Origin of the sequence: Leptolyngbya sp. NK1-12 (assembly GCF_032598965.1) — a bacterium.
Lineage (GTDB): Bacteria > Cyanobacteriota > Cyanobacteriia > Elainellales > Elainellaceae > Elainella.
The window spans coordinates 631,950-652,385 of sequence record NZ_CP053587.1 but is presented as its reverse complement, the minus strand read 5'-3'; the positions used below and the strand labels follow the sequence as shown (position 1 = coordinate 652,385).

General features: G+C 50.4%; 15 protein-coding genes and 1 pseudogene. 9 read left to right on the top strand and 7 right to left on the bottom strand.

Annotated features, from left to right (window positions below):
• Nucleotides 1-94 precede the first annotated feature (94 nt).
• Both HJG54_RS31065 and HJG54_RS31060 read left to right on the top strand, forming a co-directional pair.
• Nucleotides 95-958 carry an SDR family oxidoreductase gene (locus HJG54_RS31065; protein ID WP_036011125.1) on the top strand — a complete coding sequence of 288 codons (864 nt, stop codon included), beginning with the start codon at nt 95-97 and terminating at the stop codon, nt 956-958.
• Between the two features lie 480 nt (nt 959-1,438).
• Entirely contained in the window at nt 1,439-2,401 is a 963-nt protein-coding gene (locus HJG54_RS31060; protein WP_316436996.1) for an aldo/keto reductase family protein, read from the top strand.
• Between the two features lie 8 nt (nt 2,402-2,409).
• Here HJG54_RS31060 and HJG54_RS31055 read toward each other — a convergent pair whose 3' ends face one another.
• The gene (locus tag HJG54_RS31055) at nt 2,410-5,952 is read right to left on the bottom strand and encodes a CHAT domain-containing protein (protein WP_316436995.1); all 3,543 of its coding nucleotides are present in this window, start codon (nt 5,950-5,952) and stop codon (nt 2,410-2,412) included.
• Between the two features lie 143 nt (nt 5,953-6,095).
• On the opposite strand from HJG54_RS31055, the gene HJG54_RS35660 reads away from it, so the two are divergent.
• Complete coding sequence (locus HJG54_RS35660) at nt 6,096-6,206, top strand: IS3 family transposase (RefSeq protein ID WP_420717435.1); 111 nt, start codon at nt 6,096-6,098, stop codon at nt 6,204-6,206.
• Nucleotides 6,207-6,248: 42 nt separating this feature from the next.
• Here the strand turns inward: HJG54_RS35660 and HJG54_RS31050 are convergent, their stop codons facing one another.
• Nucleotides 6,249-6,575, bottom strand: coding sequence for a hypothetical protein (locus HJG54_RS31050; RefSeq protein WP_316436994.1), 327 nt, complete (start codon nt 6,573-6,575; stop codon nt 6,249-6,251).
• Nucleotides 6,576-6,810: 235 nt separating this feature from the next.
• On the opposite strand from HJG54_RS31050, the gene HJG54_RS31045 reads away from it, so the two are divergent.
• On the top strand, nt 6,811-7,278 hold the full coding sequence (locus tag HJG54_RS31045; RefSeq protein WP_316436993.1) for a DUF29 domain-containing protein: 468 nt from the start codon (nt 6,811-6,813) through the stop codon (nt 7,276-7,278).
• Nucleotides 7,279-7,343: 65 nt separating this feature from the next.
• Here HJG54_RS31045 and HJG54_RS31040 read toward each other — a convergent pair whose 3' ends face one another.
• Both HJG54_RS31040 and HJG54_RS31035 read right to left on the bottom strand, forming a co-directional pair.
• Nucleotides 7,344-7,943 (bottom strand): Uma2 family endonuclease, encoded by a 600-nt coding sequence (locus HJG54_RS31040; protein ID WP_316436991.1) that lies wholly within the window; start codon nt 7,941-7,943, stop codon nt 7,344-7,346.
• A gap of 83 nt (nt 7,944-8,026) precedes the next feature.
• Nucleotides 8,027-8,401, bottom strand: coding sequence for a GxxExxY protein (locus HJG54_RS31035; RefSeq protein WP_316436990.1), 375 nt, complete (start codon nt 8,399-8,401; stop codon nt 8,027-8,029).
• 477 nt (nt 8,402-8,878) lie between these two features.
• On the opposite strand from HJG54_RS31035, the pseudogene HJG54_RS31030 reads away from it, so the two are divergent.
• Nucleotides 8,879-8,986, top strand: a pseudogene (locus HJG54_RS31030) (IS1 family transposase); the annotation flags it as partial.
• A gap of 4 nt (nt 8,987-8,990) precedes the next feature.
• Here HJG54_RS31030 and HJG54_RS31025 read toward each other — a convergent pair.
• Nucleotides 8,991-13,595, bottom strand: a complete 4,605-nt coding sequence (locus HJG54_RS31025; RefSeq protein WP_316436989.1) for a DUF4347 domain-containing protein — start codon at nt 13,593-13,595, stop codon at nt 8,991-8,993.
• Nucleotides 13,596-14,358: 763 nt separating this feature from the next.
• On the opposite strand from HJG54_RS31025, the gene HJG54_RS31020 reads away from it, so the two are divergent.
• The 3 genes from HJG54_RS31020 to HJG54_RS31010 all read left to right on the top strand — a co-directional run bounded on the left by HJG54_RS31020 (nt 14,359) and on the right by HJG54_RS31010 (nt 17,187).
• A complete protein-coding gene (locus HJG54_RS31020) occupies nt 14,359-14,724 on the top strand; it encodes a hypothetical protein (protein WP_036010890.1) in 366 nt (121 codons plus the stop codon).
• A 298-nt stretch (nt 14,725-15,022) separates the two neighbouring features.
• The gene (locus tag HJG54_RS31015; protein WP_316436987.1) at nt 15,023-15,505 is read left to right on the top strand and encodes an adenosine-specific kinase; all 483 of its coding nucleotides are present in this window, start codon (nt 15,023-15,025) and stop codon (nt 15,503-15,505) included.
• 113 nt (nt 15,506-15,618) lie between these two features.
• A complete protein-coding gene (locus HJG54_RS31010; protein ID WP_316436986.1) occupies nt 15,619-17,187 on the top strand; it encodes a phytoene desaturase family protein in 1,569 nt (522 codons plus the stop codon).
• A gap of 181 nt (nt 17,188-17,368) precedes the next feature.
• Here the strand turns inward: HJG54_RS31010 and HJG54_RS31005 are convergent, their stop codons facing one another.
• Both HJG54_RS31005 and HJG54_RS31000 read right to left on the bottom strand, forming a co-directional pair.
• A complete protein-coding gene (locus HJG54_RS31005; protein WP_036010882.1) occupies nt 17,369-17,935 on the bottom strand; it encodes a DUF1830 domain-containing protein in 567 nt (188 codons plus the stop codon).
• Nucleotides 17,936-18,120: 185 nt separating this feature from the next.
• Nucleotides 18,121-18,813: a response regulator transcription factor gene (locus HJG54_RS31000; RefSeq protein ID WP_036010881.1), complete on the bottom strand. Its 693-nt coding sequence runs from the start codon at nt 18,811-18,813 to the stop codon at nt 18,121-18,123.
• Nucleotides 18,814-18,961: 148 nt separating this feature from the next.
• On the opposite strand from HJG54_RS31000, the gene HJG54_RS30995 reads away from it, so the two are divergent.
• Complete coding sequence (locus HJG54_RS30995; protein ID WP_316436983.1) at nt 18,962-20,329, top strand: ATP-binding protein; 1,368 nt, start codon at nt 18,962-18,964, stop codon at nt 20,327-20,329.
• Nucleotides 20,330-20,436: the final 107 nt, after the last annotated feature.

Genomic DNA, 20,436 nt, shown 5'->3' with positions numbered 1-20,436 from the left:
CTGCACGCTCCACTCCCATTGACTGCTGCATTCTGGCTCTTGTCTCCTGATCTTATCTAGATAAACCCCAACTCTCATAAAAAAGGAGGTTCCTATGTCCCAGTCAACACAACAACTACAGCCCAAGCAACACCAGGAACAACGGCCTGGGGTTGAAGCCGAAATGACGCCCCGGCCTAAATCGCAGGACAAGCAGTACAAAGGCAGTGATAAACTGCGGAACAAGGTTGCGCTGATTACCGGCGGCGATAGTGGAATTGGGCGAGCCGTGGCGATTGCCTATGCCAAAGAAGGCGCTGATGTTGCGATTGTTTACTTGAACGAACACGAAGATGCGAAAGAAACTCAGCGGTTGGTGGAACAGGAAGGCCGCAAATGTGTAGCGATTGCCGGTGACATTGGCGTTGAATCTTTCTGCCAACAGGCTGTGCAAAAGACGGTGCAGGAATTAGGCAAGCTGGATATTCTGGTCAATAACGCGGCTGAACAGCATCCCCAGGAAAGCATTGAAAACATTAGCGCTGAACAGCTAGAGCGGACCTTCCGCACCAATATCTTCTCGATGTTTTACCTGACCAAAGCAGCGCTGCCTCACCTGAAGGAAGGTAGTGCCATCATTAATTCGACATCGGTGACAGCCTACAAAGGCAATCCGCAGCTCCTGGATTATTCCACCACCAAAGGCGCGATTGTGGCCTTTACTCGTTCGCTGTCGCAGGCGTTGGTCGGCAAGGGAATTCGCGTCAATGGCGTGGCACCTGGCCCGATTTGGACGCCGCTGATTCCGTCTACCTTCCCCGAAGAGAAAGTCGAAAGCTTTGGCGCGCAGGTGCCGATGCAGCGAGCCGGTCAGCCAGAAGAAATTGCGCCCAGCTATGTGTTTTTAGCCTCTGACGATTCCTCCTACATGTCGGGTCAGATTCTGCATCCCAATGGTGGTGAAGTCGTCAATGGTTAAGAGCTTGTTTGTAAACCAAGATTGAGATCCCTCTAAATCCCCCTTAAAAAAAAAAGGGGGATTTCAGAGATTTGGTAGGTGCTACGCACAGGCTTCGCCTACGGTTCCCTCCTGATTTATAGGCGTTGCCTTCCCGTTAGGGTAGGAGGGGGAGGATCAGATGGGAAGCCGATTCTAGCCTCTTAAAATTCATTTACAAACAGTCTCTAAATAGGTTGTCTAAATTACCCCCTAGCCCCCAATATAGCCCTGCGGGCATCTCAGAAAAGGGGAGCAAACCCTTGCCTTGAGTCGCGATCGCCATCGGTATACACCGTAGCCAATTCTGGGGGGAACTTTGCTTGGAAGTCTTGTTTTCTAGAGGTTCGTAGGGCTATGGGTCGAAGACCTAGAAGCGGCAAGTTGGACGATCTGATGCTTTATCAAGCACCCTTTAAACTGAAAGAAAACTGAAAGAATCCTACTGCTGAGGCAAGCAAGATGAAATATCGACAGTTGGGCAATAGCGAATTAACCGTGTCTGAGATCAGCCTTGGCTCGTGGTTGACCTATTCGGGTGGGGTAGAGCGGCAGAAGGCCGAATCCTGCATCCACAAAGCCTTTGAAGTCGGGATTAACTTCATTGATACGGCCAATGTCTACGGACGAGGTGCGGCGGAGCAATTATTGGGAGAGGTGCTGCGTGGGATTGACCGCTCGTCCTATGTTCTGGCAACGAAGGTGTTCTTTCCCATGTCCGATACGGATCGGGGGCTGTCGGCAGCCCAGATTCGCAAGCAAATGGACGCTTCGCTGCAACGGCTGCAAACCGACTATGTCGATCTCTACCAATGCCATCGCTACGACGTGAATACGCCCCTAGAAGAAACCATGACCGCCTTGACAGAAGTGGTGCGGCAGGGCAAGGCGCGCTACATTGGCTTCAGCGAATGGAAGCCTGACCAAATCAAAGCCGCGCTATCGATGACAGGCGTAGAGCGGTTTGTCTCCAGCCAACCCCAATACTCGATGCTGTGGCGCAAACCCGAAGCGGAGGTGTTTCCCCTCTGTGCTGCCAATGGCATCGGCCAAATCGTCTGGTCGCCTTTAGCCCAAGGCATTCTCACCGGCAAGTATCAGCCCGGTCAACCGCCTCCATCCGATTCGCGGGCTGCCAACGACAAGATGAACGCCTTCTTGAAGGACGACATCGCCAATGATCGGGTGCTCTCTGCTGTCCAAGAGTTGCAACCAATTGCAGCCGATTTAGGTTTAACCATGTCCCAGTTGGCGCTAGCTTGGGTGCTGCGAGATCAGCGGGTTTCCTCGGCGATTATTGGGGCCAGCCGCCCAGAGCAGGTGGAGGAGAATGCTGGCGCATCGGGCGTGACGCTGTCGGAAGCGGTGTTGGCTCAGATCGACCAAATCCTGGTGCCGGTGCTCGATCAAGTCCGGTTGGGATAGGTCTAAATTTAATCCGCCTGCCCCACCAGGGTAAACGCTGCCCAGCATCGGGGATGGGGGTATTGCTGCTGGGTTGAGAGCATGGCTTGCCGTAGGGCTTGAGCCTTATCGGACTGGTGTAGCAGATGCTGATAAAACTGCGTCATCAGATAGGCCGTACTCTCATCTGGCACTTTCCAAAGCGAAACAATCACACTCGGTACTCCTGCCGCAACAAACGAGCGCGATAGGCCAATTACACCATCGCCGGTAATTGTACCTCGACCCGTATCACAGGCGCTGAGAACCACCAACTCTGCGTTTAAGGACAATTCGGCAATTTCAGCCGCGGTCAGTAGGCCATTTTGCTCAAGCGTTGCCGCGTCTGCTGGGTTATTAGAATCGGGTTCTGGTGCAAGCGCAAGCGCACCGGGGATGGTATGTACTCCAGCAGAATTGGTGATGCCATACTCTAACAGCCCATGAGTAGCCAAATGAATCAATCGAGCCTGGGGCATTTGTTGCACGATTGTTTTCTTGGTAGCGTTTACTCCAGTGTATACTTTGGCATTAAAAAGAGCGGCAATCAATTCAGCTTCACGCTGAGCTTCTGGTAATGGCGGTAGGGATGGAATTGTTGGTGAAGCAGGCATGGCGGGATTGCCCACAATTAGCACGGTGTCTGGATCAAGAGCCGATTGACTGTACAGCAGACCCAGTTCCTGCCGTCGCTGGTGGGTCATCGCCAGAACTTGAATCGAAGGGGCAATCAAGACCGTATGCTGCTGGATCAGATAGGTGCCCTGTTCATCTTGGAGAGTAGCAAACGGAACGAGAAACAGCTCAGCTTGGGGAATAAAAATAATCCGCGTTGCAGAATCAGACGGAAATTGATCTCGAATTGGTCGAATCAACAGGTCATAAAGCTGCTGTAATGGATCAATCAGCGGTTGTGGATATGCTGCCTCTACGTTTGGTTTATCAGGTTGGGGTGGCGGGCTACTGATCCTGCGTCCCCTTGCACCAATGGCCTGCCGACCCAGGTGAACCAGTTCGCTCAGCGATTGCTCCAGATTTACCAGTTCAACTTGGTGAAAGCTAATATGCCCGGTGGGTTGCACGACCCAGATATAGAGCTGCGGATGAGACACGCCGACATTGATCAATGAATATTGCACCAGTACAGCGTTCTGCTGTTGGGCGATTTGCTGAACCAAGGGCAGCGTGGGAGCTGAGGCAATCAATTCTTTCGCTTGTTGGTCCGAGAGCTGATTGGCTAGCAGTTCGACAAAGGCTCTGGCTCGGCCTCGTTCTGCCACTTCTAGCGCTTTAAGCTGCTTCTCTGGATGCGCCTGACTCACCAACACTTGTTGCAGGAACTGATAGACTTGAAGCTGGGTGTCAAACAAAGATACTTTTTGAGTATCCGATAATTCCGATTGCCGCAGCGTTTCCAGAATTCCTAAAGCGTTATAGAATGTCTCTTCAGCGGCGGCAACTTGCCCTTCCTCGAACAATACGTTCCCTATATTTACCAACGTTGCCCCTTGACCGGCTCGATCACCAATGGTTTGGGCGATTGCCAAGCTTGCTTGAAGAGCAGATAATGCCTGCGGGTATTGTTCCAAATACATATAGGCAGTGCCGATATTATTGAGTGCAAACCACTCTCCAGAACGGTCACCTACCTCACGCGCCACCACCACCGCCTGCTGATGAAATTCCAACGCCTGTTCCGGGTTTCGCAAATCTAGATAGATAGCTCCAATATTATTGAGCGTCACGCCAGCAAATACCCGATTTCCTATTTCTCGATGCACCGCTAAGGCATCTTGCAATGCAGCTAGGGCTTGTGGGTATTGTTTCAAGTTGATGTAAATGGCACCCATATTATTGAGGATGGTTCCCTCCTGAGTGCGGTCGCCAATTTGCCGCAGTAGGGTTAGGGCCTGCTGAAAGTGATCCAAGGCTAGGGAATATTGCCCCAAATTTCGATAGATGCTGCCGATACTATTCAAGACAACGGCTGTTTGAGCCTCATCCTTCAGTGCTTGAGCAATCGCCAAAGCTTGCTGCGCGTACTGTAGGGCCTGCGCGTACTGGCCTAAGTAGCTGAACACAGCGCTCATGTTATTAAGGATGAGACCGGCTTGAGCGCGATCGCCCGTGCTGTGAGTTAGCGTCAGGGCCTGCTGGAACGGCTCTAGCGCCTGGGAGTATTGACCTAACTTGCTCAGCAGGTTGCCAATATTATTAAGCAGGATGCTCTCTTGGGCTGATTTTTCTGATTCTGGAACAGTAGCACCGAGTTCCCGCATCATCCCCAGTGCCTGCGTGTAGGCGTCAAGTGCCGCTGAAGGCTGCTCCAAACTTGTGTAAACCGCTCCCAGACGAATGAGCGTTTGTGCTTCGCTGGCCCGATCTCCCTGCTCTCGCACCAAGGGGAGTGCTTGTTCATAGGCCGCCACTGCCTGCGCATACTGCTGCAGATTCTGATAAGCTACCCCAAGCAGGCTGAATAAATGACCCGGCAGAAGCCGCTCGCCTAACTGTTGGTACCAATTCAACGCTTGCTGATAGTGCGGGATCGCATCCGCGAATCGATTTAGGTTGGCGCAAACAATACCAAGAGACAGGTGAACTTCTGCGGCTCTGCCCTGCTCGCCAGTTGCCTCAACGGTGGCTAATGCCTGCTGTAGCGGCTCTAGCGCTTGGGAATACTGGCCTAACTTGACATAGACCTGCCCCATGTGGTTCAGCGTTGCAATTTCTCCGATGGCATCACCCGCGGCACGGGCCACACTCAGCGCCTGTTGATAGTACTGTAAGGCCGTTGAACAGTGGTTGAGTGTGTCATACACCAGGCCGATATTGTGTAATGACGCCGCTTCTCCCGGCTGATTGCCATCCTGTTGGGCCATCACCAGCGCCTGCTGAAACTGCTCCAAAGCCTGGGAATACTGCCGGTTGCTCTGGTAGGCCAGCCCGATGTGGTTGAGCCGATTCACCATTGCCCGACGATTAGCCGCTTCAGATCCGGCTGATTCAGATCCGGCTGATTCAGATCTAGCTAACAATGAGGCCGCATCCAGTCCGCTAACCGAACGACCCAAAACCTGACGAATTTGACTCATGGCGGTCAGGAGTCGTTCTGCTCCCAGCTGGTCCCCCGTCTCCTGGGCAATGGACAAGGCCGCCTCAAATTGGGCTAAGGCTTCCAGGTACTGGTTCAACCGAGTGTAAATCAACCCCGTATTTTGCCGTACCACACTTTCCTTCAGCCGATCACCCACAGCTTGCAGCACGGGTAACGCCTGCTGGTAATGCACCAACGCCTGCGGATACTGTTCTAGATGCTGATAGGCAAAACCCAGATTGACGAGGGTGGCTCCTTCCCCAGCCTGGTCAGCAATTGCCTGACAGATTTCTAACACCTGCTGCCAGCTTTGCACGGCTGCTTCTAGCTGATTGGCTTGAAATTGCTGGAATCCAGCTTGATTCAACTGCTCGGCTAGCTGGGTGTAGCGTTGCACTTCTTGCCAATAAAAATTGCTGAATGAATCGTCCTGCATAGTCTTTAAATTAATTCAGAACTGATTGTCTAAGCTCAAACATCAGGCATCGGCTGAGCAAAACCACAGGGCGCATAGCATTTCACCCTCATTGATGCTTTACCGATGCTTTGCTGTAGTTTAGCTTTTTAGCTTGAGCAGATATGCAGTCTGTGAGTATGCAAGTTAGCCGACCACCCTATGGTGCTCCTAGAATTCATGCAGCACTCAGGGCCAGAGGATTCCAGGTTGGTCGTCATCGAGTCGCCGACTGATGAGTCAACTGAGCATTAGCGTTTGCCCCAAACCATGATTTCTCAACTCTTTCTCAACGATTTGCTTGCGAATATCTGCCGCATCAGGTTCAGCATCTCGATTTCATGACTCGATCGCATTAATGCCAATGCCTCTGCGTCACGTTTTTCCAGGGCGGACAACAAAGCTGCTCCTAAAGACTTGAGTTCAGCACAAAGCTCACTGGCTTTCTGCACCATGACATTGAAGCGGTAGTGGGGTAGAGCCGCGTTGATATCGTTCAAAGCGCTACTAATATCAATGCCTGCTGCGGTGGCTTTCACTAGAAGTGCTGGATCAATCGGTGGTTCAAATAGGGGGAGTTGACGAGCAACTCCTAAGATATTCAAGGTTTGCCTTCAGTTCGTCGGCGGTGTTGTGGGTTTGTTGCTGGATGGAGGCGATCGCCATGTCTGGTGAGATGGCGTTTTCCGTTTCATTGGGGTTCTCCTAAGGGGTTAGGTTTGAAGAGGTGACTTCTCAAATTTGAAGGTTAGGGACTGGATCGATCGCTACCGGGTCGGGTATCTACCGCCGCTGGCTTAAAATAGAGAAAGGCAAATCTGGGTTTGGAGGGGTTGAGCTATGTCTGATGCCTTATATGAGCAGGACTTTAATTTGTGGATTGAAAAGACGATTCGTCAGTTACAGAATCATGAGTTTGAGTCATTGGACATTGAGCATTTGGTAGAGGAACTGGTTGATTTGGGCAGGGCAGAAAAGAATGTGCTAAAGGGAAATTTAATGATTTTGTTAGCGCATTTGCTCAAATTAAAGGTTCAGCATGATGCCCCCGATAATATGAAGAGAAGCTGGTATAGCTCGGTGTTAGAACATCGTCAGCGGGTGCTGAATAATTTGGCAGATACTCCTTTGCTTAAGGGCTATTTGGTAGAGGCAGTAGACAAAGCGTATATGGATGGACGAAAGCTGGCAATAAAAGAAGGGAGGCTGGCTCAGTTTGGGGTGCGGGTGCCGGAGGAAGAGGAGTATCCTGTGACTTGCCCATTTTCGATCGAACAGATTCTGGATGAGGATTTCTTTGGGATATGAGTTGCAGATAATCTGATCACACCCATCGTTACAAGAAATTGGTTAATGCTTAAGCAAACACTTGATTAATTGTCAGAAATTTCGTCTGAATTATCTTCCGGAAAAACAACGTCTTCATAGAGCAAAGTAATCGGGCAGGCAAAGTCAATACTGGTGAGTTCAACTTCTGATGCTTCTGGTGAATAAGCCGTAAGTTCCCATTTACCTTTTTCATTGATGCGATAACACTCTACGTTCATTCGATCCGCATCAATCAAAACATACTCCTTCAAGGTTTCAATTTGACGATAATGTCTGAATTTTTTACCGCGATCGAAGGCTTCTGTACTGGGTGAAAGCACTTCTACAATCAGGCAGGGGTGATACATGACCCGTTGTGCTCTCTGATCACGCGGATCACAACTGACCATTACATCTGGATAGTAAAAAGGACCGTTTTGTGAGACGCCAACTTTGACATCTGCCATTTGGACTTTGCAGCCTTTGCCTCGCAGATGATTTTTGAGGGCTGAGGCAAGATTAAGGGCAATATCGTTGTGGGGAATCGTCCCTCCGGTCATGGCAAGGACTTCACCATTGATGTATTCGTACTTGAGGGGCTGTTGTTCCTCCCAATCAAGATACTCCTGAGGAGTCATGAATTGAGGTTGGGGATGGGCAATCATGGGCGCTCCTTTAGGCTTAGCAATAGTAGATACGGTTTGCAGGGCTTGCTCCTGAGCCGGCTCATCTTCTAATCCCGTGAATCCTACCCCTGGTGGGGATTGAACATTAGTTTATATTCTAAGCTCTTACCTCCAAAATTAATGAGTAGCCCCAGGGGGAAACGATAAGCGACGGTATAGTTTTTGGCTTGTGCAATATGGGCATCCTCTAGTTTCACTACGGCTTTTAGTTCAACTATGACTTGATTTTCTACGACAAAATCAGCTCGTCGAATTCCTACTTGAATGCCGTCATAAAATACGGGTTGCTCCTGTTCTCGAACAAATGAGAGGTCTGCCCGTTCAAGTTCGATCGCAAGGCATCGTTGATAGATGACTTCTTGAAAGCCGGGTCCCATTTTGTTGTGTACTTTCATAGCGCATCCGATGATCTTGTAGGTGAGGTCGTTTTTTATCACTGTCAGTATCAGAATTTACGGGATTTTAGAATTCCCAGAATTTCGGAGCTTACTGACATGTCTTTTGGGTCATCAATCTTTTAATTCTTTTACCGCTCATGTTTCTAGTCCTGCCACTCCTCAAATTTCGGTAATTCCCTAATCCCTCAATCCTGAAAATTCTCCAATCCTGAAAATCCTGATACAGACACTTTGCATATTGAGGGTTAGGTCGTGTCTATGCAGTTCCATAGGGATGACTCCTAGGGCTTAAGATTGAAAATTTGGTTTTAATTGAATGTTTGGCAAGATGTAACCATACGCCACCACCAAGACCACCCCATAACCTAAGAGCTACATCAGATGGTATAGTTTGCCGCAATCCCTAGTTAAGACCTGCAGCTTCTTCGGGAGTAAATGCTACAAACTCATAAAAACGTGTAGATGGATCACGACGCATCAGAGACAGTGCAAACAGAATCGGTGCTCTGACACGGTTGGATTTGGCAGCACAGTCGCTTCAAGACGATGGCGGCTCAACGAGCAGGGCTGACTGACCATCCGTGGAGTTGGCAGAACATCCTCACCTTCCCAACATTAATCTGATGCACTACCAAAGAAAATTTTGCCTTCCTAGCGTATTGGCGTTGACATTCTCTAGCATTGCCAGCAGTGGTTGAGAGCCGTTGGCCTGCAAGTTCAGCCTGACTGCGGTATGAGGACCGATTTGTGTCAGTGCAATCATATCCTGCCAGCGCAAACTGCCATCGGGCTGTTTGGCTACCAGACGGCTGATGTCAATCCCATCCTCGCTTGGGTCAAAATCTACAATTCGATCGCCTCGATGGCCAAGGGAGTGGTAAACAAAACGATCGCGGCCCGATCCACCGAGCAGGGTATCCGGGCCACCGCCGCCCACCAGCACATCGTCATTCGCTCCACCGAGCAACCGATCGCGACCTCGCCCGCCATGCAGAATATCGCGTCCTTGATGGCCTTTGAGCGTATCGCGATGTTGTCCGCCATAGAGCCGGTCATTGCCCTGCCGTCCACGTAGCCAATCCTGACCCCGACCACCCCGTAGCGTGTCATTGCCTTGATTACCGCTGAGCTGGTCTGATTGCAGTCCTCCATGCAGCCGATCCTCGCCCCGGCCACCCCAGAGCCGATCCCGGCCTCGATTTCCGAGCAGCGAATCATCGCCACTGCCGCCCCGCAGTCGATCGTTGCCTCGTTTGCCTCTCGCGATGTCATTGCCTACCCCACCTCGGAGCCGGTCCCAGCCCAAACCGCCATCGAGTTGGTCATCGCCTTCGTTGCCGTTGAGCCGATCGCGATGCTGCCGACCTCGGAGTCTATCCTGGTCTGGACCACCAAACAACCCATCTTTGCCGCGTCCGCCATCAAGCCGATCATTGCCTTTCCAGCCTCGCAGCCGGTCTTGATGCACGCCTCCTTTGAGCCAATCATGGCCATCCTCGCCAAATAATCGATCTCGACCCCGTCCGCCCTGAATCACATCATTGCAACCCCGGCCATTCAGCACATCATTGCCACGCAGCCCCCGCATCCAATCGCTACCCACCGTGCCTTGCAGACCATCTTTGCGCCGGGTGCCTTTGAGGCTAGTGCCCGGTTGGCAGACGAGCTGCGCCAAATTCACCGACAAAGCTACTGTAGCCGGTATGAGTGCCAAGGTCCCGCTACTGTCGATTGCCGTGTAGGTGAAGCTAGCTCCTGAAAAACTGCCGCTAGACTGAAACACCAGCCGATTGATTTGGTCCGGTGTGAGTTTCTGCCCGATTGTAATTGGCACACCGCCGTTGGCAGGATCGCCCAGAAACAGAATGCCTTGGTCAGCAGGCGGCAGAGACGAAATCACATAGGCGAAAATCTCCCCGTCTGGATCGGTGGCAAACAGTCCAGAAATGTTAGTGCTACTACCTGGCACGAGCGGAATGGCGACATCGCGAGCAACCGGCGGCAGGCTGGAGGGCGGCAGCGGTGTACCTCCCGGATTCGGAATTGGATTGTCTGGGGTGACACTCTTTGGAATCTCGTTGTCCAGATTGGTCACAAGCAGATCGGCTGGATCAATTTGGCTATAGTTTGGATCATCACTGAGTACGCTGGTGAGAATTGTATAGGAGATGTTACCGTCCAGTAAATTATCATCAACACCGGTAATAGTGACGGTCTGCGGCAGGTTCCAATTCTCAGGAGTGAAGCGGATCGAGGTTGGGACTGTTCCTTCGGTTGGGTCAGAACTGGTCAGGTTAATGATCACATCTGAAGTGGGCCGACTGTTGAGTACCGCTGTGAAGGTAGCCGTTTGACCAGCTTCCGAAGTAATCAAGCCAGCGGTAGGCGTGATCGTAATTCCCGGTGCATCGTTATCAAAATTAGTTAGCGTGACCGCAGGCACAGACACTCCATTGTAACTACTATCAGCGCTGCTAACGCTAGTCTGAATAGTGTAAGGAACATTGCCATCCACCGAGGTGTCGTCTTGACCTTTGATCGTCACCGTTTGCGGCAAATTCCAGTTGCCTGGAGTAAAGGTGATCGTCGTGATCGTCGGAATTCCTTCGCTGGTATCGCTACTCGTGAAGCTGAGGATGACGTTAGCCGTTGGCTGACTGCTCAGCACAACTTGAAACTCGCCCGTACTGCCGTCCTCACCTGTAGTTAGGTCAACGGTGGTCAATAGCACTGCCGGCGCTTGCGTCTTGATTGTCAACTCATCCTTAGAGCTGTCTCGACCAATATTATTAGCCTGATCCGTAGCGCTAACTGAAACATCATAAAGTCCGTCTGCCAATGCCTCTTTGATCTCGTTATCAGCTAGTGTCCAGGTGCCATTGCCATTATTTCTAGCCAGATAGGTTTTTCTATTCACCGTTACTTCAACCCTAGCAGTCGGATCATCAACTGTACCGGTTAATTCGGGTGTCGTATCATTAGTGATTCTGGGATTGACGGTAACTACCGGCGCTTTCGTATCGATTATCAGTTCATTCGCGGTTGCGTCAAACCCCTGATTCCCAGCCGGATCAACTGCCTCGGCTTTGATGTCATAAATCCCGTTGGGCAACGGAGTTAGCTCAGTGCCAGCCAGAAACCAAGTTCCGTCTCCTTTGTTGGTAGCTTCGTAGGTAACGCCATTGACGCTGACAAACACCTTAGCAGTCGGGTCATTGACGTTTCCTGTCAGATCAGGCGTCGTGTCACTGGTAACTTTTGGCCCATCGACCGTCACCACCGGCGCTTGAGTATCGATTGTCAGTTCCCGATTGGTGCTGTCGATTCCCTTGTTCCCGGCAGCATCGATCGCCTCGGCTGTGACATCATAGACCGCATTGGGCAGGGGCGAAGTAATGTTCGAGCCAGCTAGGAACCAGGTGCCGTCTCCTTGATTAGTCGCTTCATAGGTCGTGCCGTTGACAGTGACAAATACCCTGGCGGCGGGATCGTCCACCGTTCCCGTTAAATCCGGCGTATTGTCGGCTGTGATGCGGGAATTGACCGTTACAATCGGTGGAGTTGTGTCTGCACCGGGGATGGATGTGGTGTCAGTAGCCGTATTCGGGCCGGGATTGGTGGCGATATCGGTCAAACCTTCGGGCGGAGACACAGTCACCGTAGTCAAAATGATGTTGCCCGGTGAGCCAGAGACGGTTAGGCCTGTCACCGTATAGGTAACACTCGCACCTGCTGCTAAATTCACCTTTGCATTCAGATTCCCGCTACCCGTTTGATCTGCCGCAGTTGGGAACGAAACACCTGACGCATTGGCGGCTGACCAGTTGGGCGTACCGCTGAGATTCGAGTTTGTAAAGCTGCTGCGGACCGAGACGCCCCTGACGTTGTAGCCGCTAGTGTTGGTGACGGTAATGCTGTAGGTAATGGCATCTCCCGTTGTGGCGGTGGTTCGCGAGTCGGTGATGCTGACACTCAGATCGACATCGGGCGATAGGATCGGCAGTGTGGCAAAATCACTAATGTCAGTGCCTACGGCGGCGACTAGAGTTGTACTGGCATCGCTGGTGTTGATCCGAATTAGATTTTTGCTGCTGCTGCCATAGAGATTGCCATCGGGTCCAAACGCTAAACCCGGCGAAGAGCTTACCATTGTGCCAACTAGCGTGGCGGCTGAAGGGGTGGCTCCCGTAAAGGTGACTTTGTAGAGACCCGATGTTTCGGAGCCGGTAATATACAGAATATCTGGGTTGGCTGGATCAAAAGCCATGTCTCCACTATTGCCAGCCGGCAGACCGCTGATCGTCGCAACCAAGCTGGCCGTTCCTACCGAAGCGGAATTACCCGCGCCTAGATTCGTGCCGGTGCTAATCGTGTAAAGCTGATTGCCCCTTAAGACGTAAAGTTGCCCATTGTTTCGAAACGCCATCCGTGCTGTCCCTTGCAGCGTTGCGCCTGTGATGGCTCCCAGATCAACAGCATCCCCAGTGATCGGATCCCAACTTCCTAAGCGGTTAGAACTGCTGGATACGTAGTAGATTAACTGGTTGGGGGAAAGCGGATCTCTAGCAATGGCAAAAGTATTAAACGCCAATGTGTTAGGAATAATATTCCCTGTGGTTAGGCTTGTAGGCGTTACGGTGCCGCCCGTTTCGATACTCGTGAAGAAAATTTTGCCATTGTTGATCGTGTAAAGCAGGTTAGGAATGGCATCGGGAGCCAGCGTATAGGCGTAGTTTGCCCTTGCTGCATTGCTGAAGATTGCCCCGGACTTCACGTTACCGATTTGGACCTCAAACTCCCAGTTGCCGCCCAGAGCTGCACTGCCCGTCAGTTGCGTAGAAGCGGCCACGGCGGCCCCGGTGAGCTGACTCAATTGCCGCACCAAGGCTTTCCCGGCGGCCTTAGCGGCCACCCTACAGCCATAGAGCAGAATCTCTGCATCGGCAGTCAGGTGATTGCTCCAGGTTTGCAAACGTTGGGCATAGCGACGGAGCGTCTCTCCATTCAAACAGGCTGAACCTAGATATACAGTTCCTGCTTCCCCATGCGAAACAAGATGAATACTTTCGATCTGCCCTCGTTGGCGAATAGCATTCGTGATTTGCTCGATGCCATCCTGGTTGCGGTCTAATACAATTGCGACGGCATCATGTTCCAGACCGCTGATTAAATGCTGGTAATCCTGAACCGTTGGATCAATAAAAACTAAGGTAGAAGCTTTGAAATAAGACATGGTTATATCACCTGATTCGAAAAATGGGATCATCGTAGACACACCCAAACAAAGACAGCGCAATTGCCAGTGCAAGCAACCACAGCCGCAAAACGCCAAGGCTACAAGTCACCCCAACGGATATTCCTTGCCAGAAAAGCTTCTGATTGCCTACTGATCTAGGTTTCCAAATTCAGGCATAAAAAATAACAGCTTCGTTAAAAAGAATTGGTTGTAAATCAACTGCCATTTATAGAAACCGTGTTATTTCAGAACTAGGTTGAACTTGAAAATGTAAAATCTCCGTAGTTTCACGAGACGAATTTGTGCCTTTATCTAATTTTGAGATCGGTCGGCTTCAAGCCAGAAAGCCTCATTTACCATGAATTTGAGTTACAGCCTGTTTCAGGCTAGTGAAGTACGAAAAACGAGGTGCAGGGGCATTGCCCCTGCGTGGGGGCGAAGTCCACACCCCCTATCCCTCACATGAGTGAAAAACGCTGTAATGCAGCAAATCGCTCGGCAGGTTGCCCAACTCTTTCTATCCTGCGGAAGACGTGGGATTGGTGGCTTTGGTTTAGGCTACTGAAATTGTAGGGTTGGTGAAATCAAATTCTATGGGCTAGGGTTGCTTGCGTTGTCGGCGGAAGAGCCTCAGCGGAAGGGCCTAGTTCAATCGGTTCAAACCCAATTCACACATGCAATACAGAAATTAACTTACTTGGCATCTTTTGAATAATCAGGATGCGATTCATTCACTGCAATCCATTTGAAGGTAAAGATTATGGCAATTAATCTATCTCGTTGGTTCAAATCGGCTGCTAAACTGTTGACCCTGCTGTGCCTGAGCGTAGTCATGCTCTTGAGTTTAGCTCCCACTGCCGTCTCGGCCATACCTGAGCGTTCTGAAAGCCCCGTTGCGGTACCAGGAATTACAGAGCCAGTTGCAGGCCAGAACATCGAGGAGCTAAAGGCACAACGGCGTGAATGGCAGAGCAAAGCTTCATCTATACATGAGCAGAACGACAAACCGCAATCTTTGGGTGAAGCAGTGAACGAGAAGCTCAACCTAGATGAACTCACCGAAGGGTACGATCCCGAACGGGAAACTCAAAAGGCATATGAACGTGATCCGTTAGGCTCTCGTTAATCGGCTAATAATCCTATCTATACATAGAACTCAATTTAGGCCCTCAATCCTGAAGGAGGGTCTTTTTTGATCACAAAGCCCTGCATAGAAGCAGGTGCCTGATCGATCGTCTCATCCTCGATTGAGCTAAGGGCTAGAAGCTGCGTTGGTTGCGACAGCTCAAGCGGCCAATCGTCAAAAAATGTGTAGAGATTAGAGATGAAGCAGGCAGATCAACGACAATAGACTCACAAGCGTTGTCTTGGATTGAGTTCTGCCCTGAGTTCTGCACTGAATTCTACGACAAGAGGGGAAAGCTATGGAACTCCAGTCAGTGGCCCTCACGCTTCCTGCTGAGTGTAACCTGATTTTAGGTCAAACCCACTTTATTAAAACCATTGAAGACCTTTACGAAATCATGGTCGGCGCGTCGGCTTATGTCAAATTTGGCATTGCGTTTTGTGAAGCATCCGGCCCCTGTTTGATTCGAGTCGTGGGCAACGAGCCGAGCCTGCAAGAGGCCGCTATTCAGAATGCGAAAGCGATTGCGGCGGGACATAGCTTTATTATCGTCCTAAAAGAAGCGTATCCAATTAATTTCCTCAACGCGATCAAGCAATGTCCGGAAGTATGTACGATCTATTGCGCCACGGCTAATCCGGTTGAAGTGATTGTCGCCGAGACGGCTCAAGGTAGGGGCATTCTGGGGGTGGTTGATGGCTTTTCGCCCAAGGGTGTCGAGAGTACAGAAGATGTCAGCGCACGGCAGGAGTTGTTACGAAAAATTGGCTATAAGCTATAAGCTTTAAGCTATTGAACTTGAACTCATTGAACAGCGTTTCTTGTCAAGCTGTTTTTTGTCGATCTAAATTAGCGATCTAAGCTCAAACAACGCCAGAATTTAAGGAGGCGACGATGAGAAGCTTTGACTATGTGATTCTAGGTGCTGGACTGGGTGGGCTTTCTGCAGCGGCGTGTCTAGCTCGCCAGGGTCATGAAGTGGTGGTTTTAGAAAAACACTATTTGCCCGGTGGCTGCTGCCATACCTTTGATTACGGTGAGTATCGCTTTTGCGCTGACGTGCATTACATTTCTCAATGCGGCCCCGGACAAACCATCGATCAATTCCTCAACTATCTGGAACGGCCAATCCCCTTCAACTCGCTAGATCCGGACTGTATTGATCGGGTGATTACGCCGGAGGTGGATTTCAAAATTCCGCTGGGATGGGAAACCTTACGGGCGCGCCTTTTGACAACATTTCCAGATGAAAGAGCGGCGATCAACCGCTACTGCGATGAGATTCGCCACCTGCATCAAGACATTCACAACTTGGTGCGAGACGTGCGCTGGTATGACCAGAAGTGGTCAGATTGGCTGAAGCTGCCCAAATACTGGAACCTGTTCGCTAAGCGGAATTGGACGCTGCAAGATCTGTACGATCATGTTGGACTCTCACCTAAGCTGCAAAATCTATTGGCAGGGCAAAGCGGTGACTACGCGCTACCGCCGAATGAAATTGCCCTCCTGACCCACACATCGTTGGTTTGGGACTATTCTGAAGGGGCCTACTATCCTAAACATCACTTTCACCATTTGGTGAACACGATTGTGGATGCCATTACCGCTAGAGGAGGAACGGTGCGATTGTCAACTCCAGTCGAGCATATCGAAGTCTGTGGCCGTCAGGTGCAGCATGTCACGACCGCCGACGGCACTGTCTATCATGCAAAACATGCCTACATCAGCGACCTGGATCCCAAACTCACGGTAGCGCTCATGCATCAGACCGACGGATTGAGTTCGCGTGAGCATCAGCGTTTGACTGGATATCAATATTCAGCCAGTGCATTCAATGTCTATCTTGGCTTAGATAACCGCTTCCAGCCTGAACGCTATGGGATTGGCAACTGGAACATCTGGTACTATCCCACGGGTAATCTGAACCAGGAATACCAGAAACAACTGCAAGGCGACCTCAGCCATCCCTGGATCTTTTTATCCTGCCCCACATTAAAATCTCGAGAGCCGGGTATGGCTCCTCCGGGCCACCACGTTTTGGAAATTGCTACGGTCTGCCCCTATGAGCCGTTTGCTCAACTCCAAAAAACTGACCCGAAAGCCTATAAGGCGAAGAAACGGGAAGTCTACAAACAAATCATGACCAGTGTACGCGATTTGATTCCTGACGTAGATGCCTATGCCCGTATGAAGGTCTACGGGACACCAACCACGAGCGAATACTATCTGGGGCAACCCCAAGGCAATATCTACGGTGCCAAGCTAATTCCGCAACAGGTAGGGCTGAATCGCCTCGGCTATACCACCGAAATCCCCAATCTTTTCTTGGTTGGAGCCAGTGCCGGCTACCCCAGTGTGCCCGGTGTGATCGGCAACGGTATGGATGTGGTGGAACTAATCACGGGCCGCTCGGTTTGGCAGAGGCAACAGGATACGGCTCGGCAACTGGTGGGCGCAAAGTAACGTCGGTTACTGCTGCTTTAATAGCACAACTCCTAGCAACCCAAGCAAAAGCAGCCCACCCAGAAATGCAGCTACTGTGACTATAGGACCGAAAATCCAATGGGAGGTGAACACCCAGCAAAATAGACAGGTCGCAACAAACAGAACTATGACTAACTGTATGGCTTTGAGAACGTCCACGTTACTCAAAGATACAGGCTTTCAACTGAGAACAGCGAATTTTTTCAACCAGCGTAGCGCCCCAGGCTGTGCCGGTATAGATCTCTAGCTCTGCTTCTGGTAGCGCTTCAAACAAGAGCTGCTCCTGCGGAAAAACCACTTTTTCAAAATACCAGCCAGAAATATTAGTAATACGAACGACTTGAAGCTTGGAGGTGGTATTTTTATAGGCGCAAAAAAGCTCGCAGGTAGCTTGTAGCATGTGAACTTCAGTAGAACTGGGCATAGCTGAATCCTCCCTAAAAGCGGCTGCAACAAATTCCAAAATCGAAGCCTCCAAGGCAATCATTTCGTCCAAATTAAGCTTGTAATGCAGGCAGGCGTCATCGAGGAACCGGGTCAAGGCCCACCGCATTGTTTCCAGATCGGCTCGCTTTTTGGCAATTGTTAATGCTTGATCAAGGCTGGAATACAGCTGGCGATCGGTGATGCCAATCCGTTCCTGCGCCGTCCAACAATGAAATGAATAGCCATTTGGGTGTGAGACTAGTTCAATCACCCAGCCGTGATATTGCTCTTTCACCTTCATCAGAACCCTATTCCCCATGCACAATCAGTAATTCACCAATGCCAGAGATAGTCCGCTTCTCGCTGCTTGGTTGGGGCTTACATCCAAACAATCACTTTGCCAGAATATCACCCGTGGATGCAGAAGAAGTGCAGATTTCGTGCAGATTTTGGGTAGATTTGGTGCAGAACTTGGAGGCAGAAGGCTTATTTTAAGCGATATCCCAAACCATGTACGGTTTCAATAAAGTTGTCGGGTGCGCCTAGCGCTCGCAGCTTCTGCCGTAACCCCCGCATGTGAGAGTTCACCGTTTCCTCTACCGGAGCATCATCGTGGGACCAGACTCGCTCGATAATCCCCGATCGACTCAGGACTCGTCTACCGTTAGTAACCAGCAGTTCTAGCAGCGCGTATTCCTTTGGAGTCAACAGGAGCGGCTGATTGTCATATCGAGCTTCATGGGTTTCCGGGTTGAGGTGAAGCGCGCCCCAGCATAAATCCGCCGTTGTAGTTGAACTACCGCGTCGCAGCGCTGCTCGCACCCGAGCCATTAGCTCTTCTAAATCAAAGGGCTTGGTTACATAGTCATCAGCTCCCGCATCTAGTCCGGTAATCTTGTCGGTGACAGTATCGCGGGCCGTCAGCATCAGCACAGGGCTGGTTTTATTTTGATGAGCGGGTTGATTGGGTGCTACCTGGCGGAGCTGTTGGCAAAGGCGAATACCATCCAGCTTGGGCAGCGTTAAATCCAGCACAATCAGACTATATTTGACTAATTCCACCCATTTCCAGGCTGCATTGCCATCCTTGGCAACATCTACTGCATAATGCCGGCGGCTCAAGGCTTCGCTGATCACCTCTGCTAACTGGATATCGTCTTCAACCACTAAAATTCGCATTACCTGAATTTGGCTTGAGTCGTAGGAAGAGAGCTATGCCATTTGACTCTACCATGTTACTAGCGCGGTGGATGGGCTTCGCCGTGAGCGGCTCAGCCGAACGGTAGATGGGTGAGAGTGAAGGTGTAGCTAGGTGGACTCGCTTTAGATGAAGGGATCGCTGGAACGAAAATGGATTGCTGGAGGATTTGGTCTGGCTTTGTTCCTGATGACGGGCGTCAGCTTTGCTTCCTACCGCAATACGATTGCCATTACTGAAAATGCAAATCACGTGCAGCAAACCTACGACGTTCTTAATCAGCTTGCTACCCTTTACGCAGAGCTATTGATTGCTGAGTCAGGCCGAAGGGGTTATGTTTTTCTCAACAATCAACAAGAGCTGGAGCGTTATCAACTGGCGGTAGCCAAAATTCACAAGCAATTGCAGGTAGTTCAATCAGAAATTCATCACACTAGTATTCGACAAAAGCAGTATCAGCACCTAGTTGCGTTAATTAATCAACGACTGGAGCTACTGCAGCAATCAATTGTTCTGCATCAAACCGAGCCAACTGCGATTGCAGCCCAAAATTTGATTACTGAAAACAGCATTCGCCTGCGCGACCAAATTCAAACCAGATTGACCGAAATCACAGCTCAAGAAAAACAAGAGTTGGCAGCATCTATTGACCAATCTGAAGCTACGATTCGGCGCAAAACCTTACTAGAGCTAATCGGCATTCTGCTTAGCATTGCCGCCATTGCTGGGGCCTGTTTCGCGCTTTATCATCAGCAGATGCAGCGGCAAAAAGTTGAGCTACTGGAGGGCACGCTGGCTCAAGAAAAAGAACTGAATCAGTTAAAGTTGCGCTTCTTCTCGATGGTATCTCACGAGTTTCGCACGCCGCTGAGTGTGATTCTTGCCTCTTCTCAACTCCTAGAGGAGATTCTTCAGGAGCTAGTAGATGAAAGTAAACTCAAGAATTTGCAGCGCATCCAGGTTTCAGCCCGGCTGATGAACCAGTTGCTGACCGATATTTTGACGCTTTCTAGGGCCGAGGCCGGAGAACTAGAATTTAAACCTGCTCCTCTGGATATTGAAGCCTTCTGTCTGAATTTGCTGGAAGATATTCAGGCGAGTCAGGCAATGTCGCATTCGCTGCAATTTGTCAGTCAAGGGCGCTGTACGCGCGTCAATTTAGATGAAAAGCTGATCTATTCAATTCTGAGTAATTTACTTTTGAATGCCGTGAAGTATTCTCCTCAGGGAAGTAGTATTTACCTGAGCTTGATCTGCAAACCAGACGCAACGATTTTTCAAGTCAAAGATGAAGGAATCGGCATTCCCTTAGAAGAGCAGCAAAAGATATTTGCACCGTTTTATCGCGGCCAAAATGTCAACCATATTGTTGGAACTGGACTTGGGTTGGCGGTTGTCAAAACCTGTTTAGCGCTACACCAAGGAGAAATTGCCGTTAGCAGTGAAGCGACAAAGGGAACGGTATTTACGGTCACAATTCCTGCCTTAGGTCGCTAGCGCCCTCCAATTCCCGTTGGGACTAACCCGAATGGAGGGGGACCAGTAAGCATGGACACCCTTATACTATTACTGGATTAGTTCCGCTCAGGGAAAACATAAGGGCT

Bases quoted from the DNA above. Each gene is read 5' to 3' on its own strand.
- HJG54_RS31000 (WP_036010881.1), bottom strand. From the start codon at position 18,813: ATGCGAATTTTAGTGGTTGAAGACGATATCCAGTTAGCAGAGGTGATC.
- HJG54_RS31015 (WP_316436987.1), top strand. From the start codon at position 15,023: ATGGAACTCCAGTCAGTGGCCCTCACGCTTCCTGCTGAGTGTAACCTG.
- HJG54_RS35660 (WP_420717435.1), top strand. From the start codon at position 6,096: ATGCAGTCTGTGAGTATGCAAGTTAGCCGACCACCCTATGGTGCTCCT.
- HJG54_RS30995 (WP_316436983.1), top strand. From the start codon at position 18,962: ATGAAGGGATCGCTGGAACGAAAATGGATTGCTGGAGGATTTGGTCTG.
- HJG54_RS31040 (WP_316436991.1), bottom strand. From the start codon at position 7,943: ATGATTGCCCATCCCCAACCTCAATTCATGACTCCTCAGGAGTATCTT.
- HJG54_RS31065 (WP_036011125.1), top strand. From the start codon at position 95: ATGTCCCAGTCAACACAACAACTACAGCCCAAGCAACACCAGGAACAA.
- HJG54_RS31020 (WP_036010890.1), top strand. From the start codon at position 14,359: ATGGCAATTAATCTATCTCGTTGGTTCAAATCGGCTGCTAAACTGTTG.
- HJG54_RS31005 (WP_036010882.1), bottom strand. From the start codon at position 17,935: ATGAAGGTGAAAGAGCAATATCACGGCTGGGTGATTGAACTAGTCTCA.
- HJG54_RS31060 (WP_316436996.1), top strand. From the start codon at position 1,439: ATGAAATATCGACAGTTGGGCAATAGCGAATTAACCGTGTCTGAGATC.
- HJG54_RS31010 (WP_316436986.1), top strand. From the start codon at position 15,619: ATGAGAAGCTTTGACTATGTGATTCTAGGTGCTGGACTGGGTGGGCTT.
- HJG54_RS31025 (WP_316436989.1), bottom strand. From the start codon at position 13,595: ATGTCTTATTTCAAAGCTTCTACCTTAGTTTTTATTGATCCAACGGTT.
- HJG54_RS31055 (WP_316436995.1), bottom strand. From the start codon at position 5,952: ATGCAGGACGATTCATTCAGCAATTTTTATTGGCAAGAAGTGCAACGC.
- HJG54_RS31045 (WP_316436993.1), top strand. From the start codon at position 6,811: ATGTCTGATGCCTTATATGAGCAGGACTTTAATTTGTGGATTGAAAAG.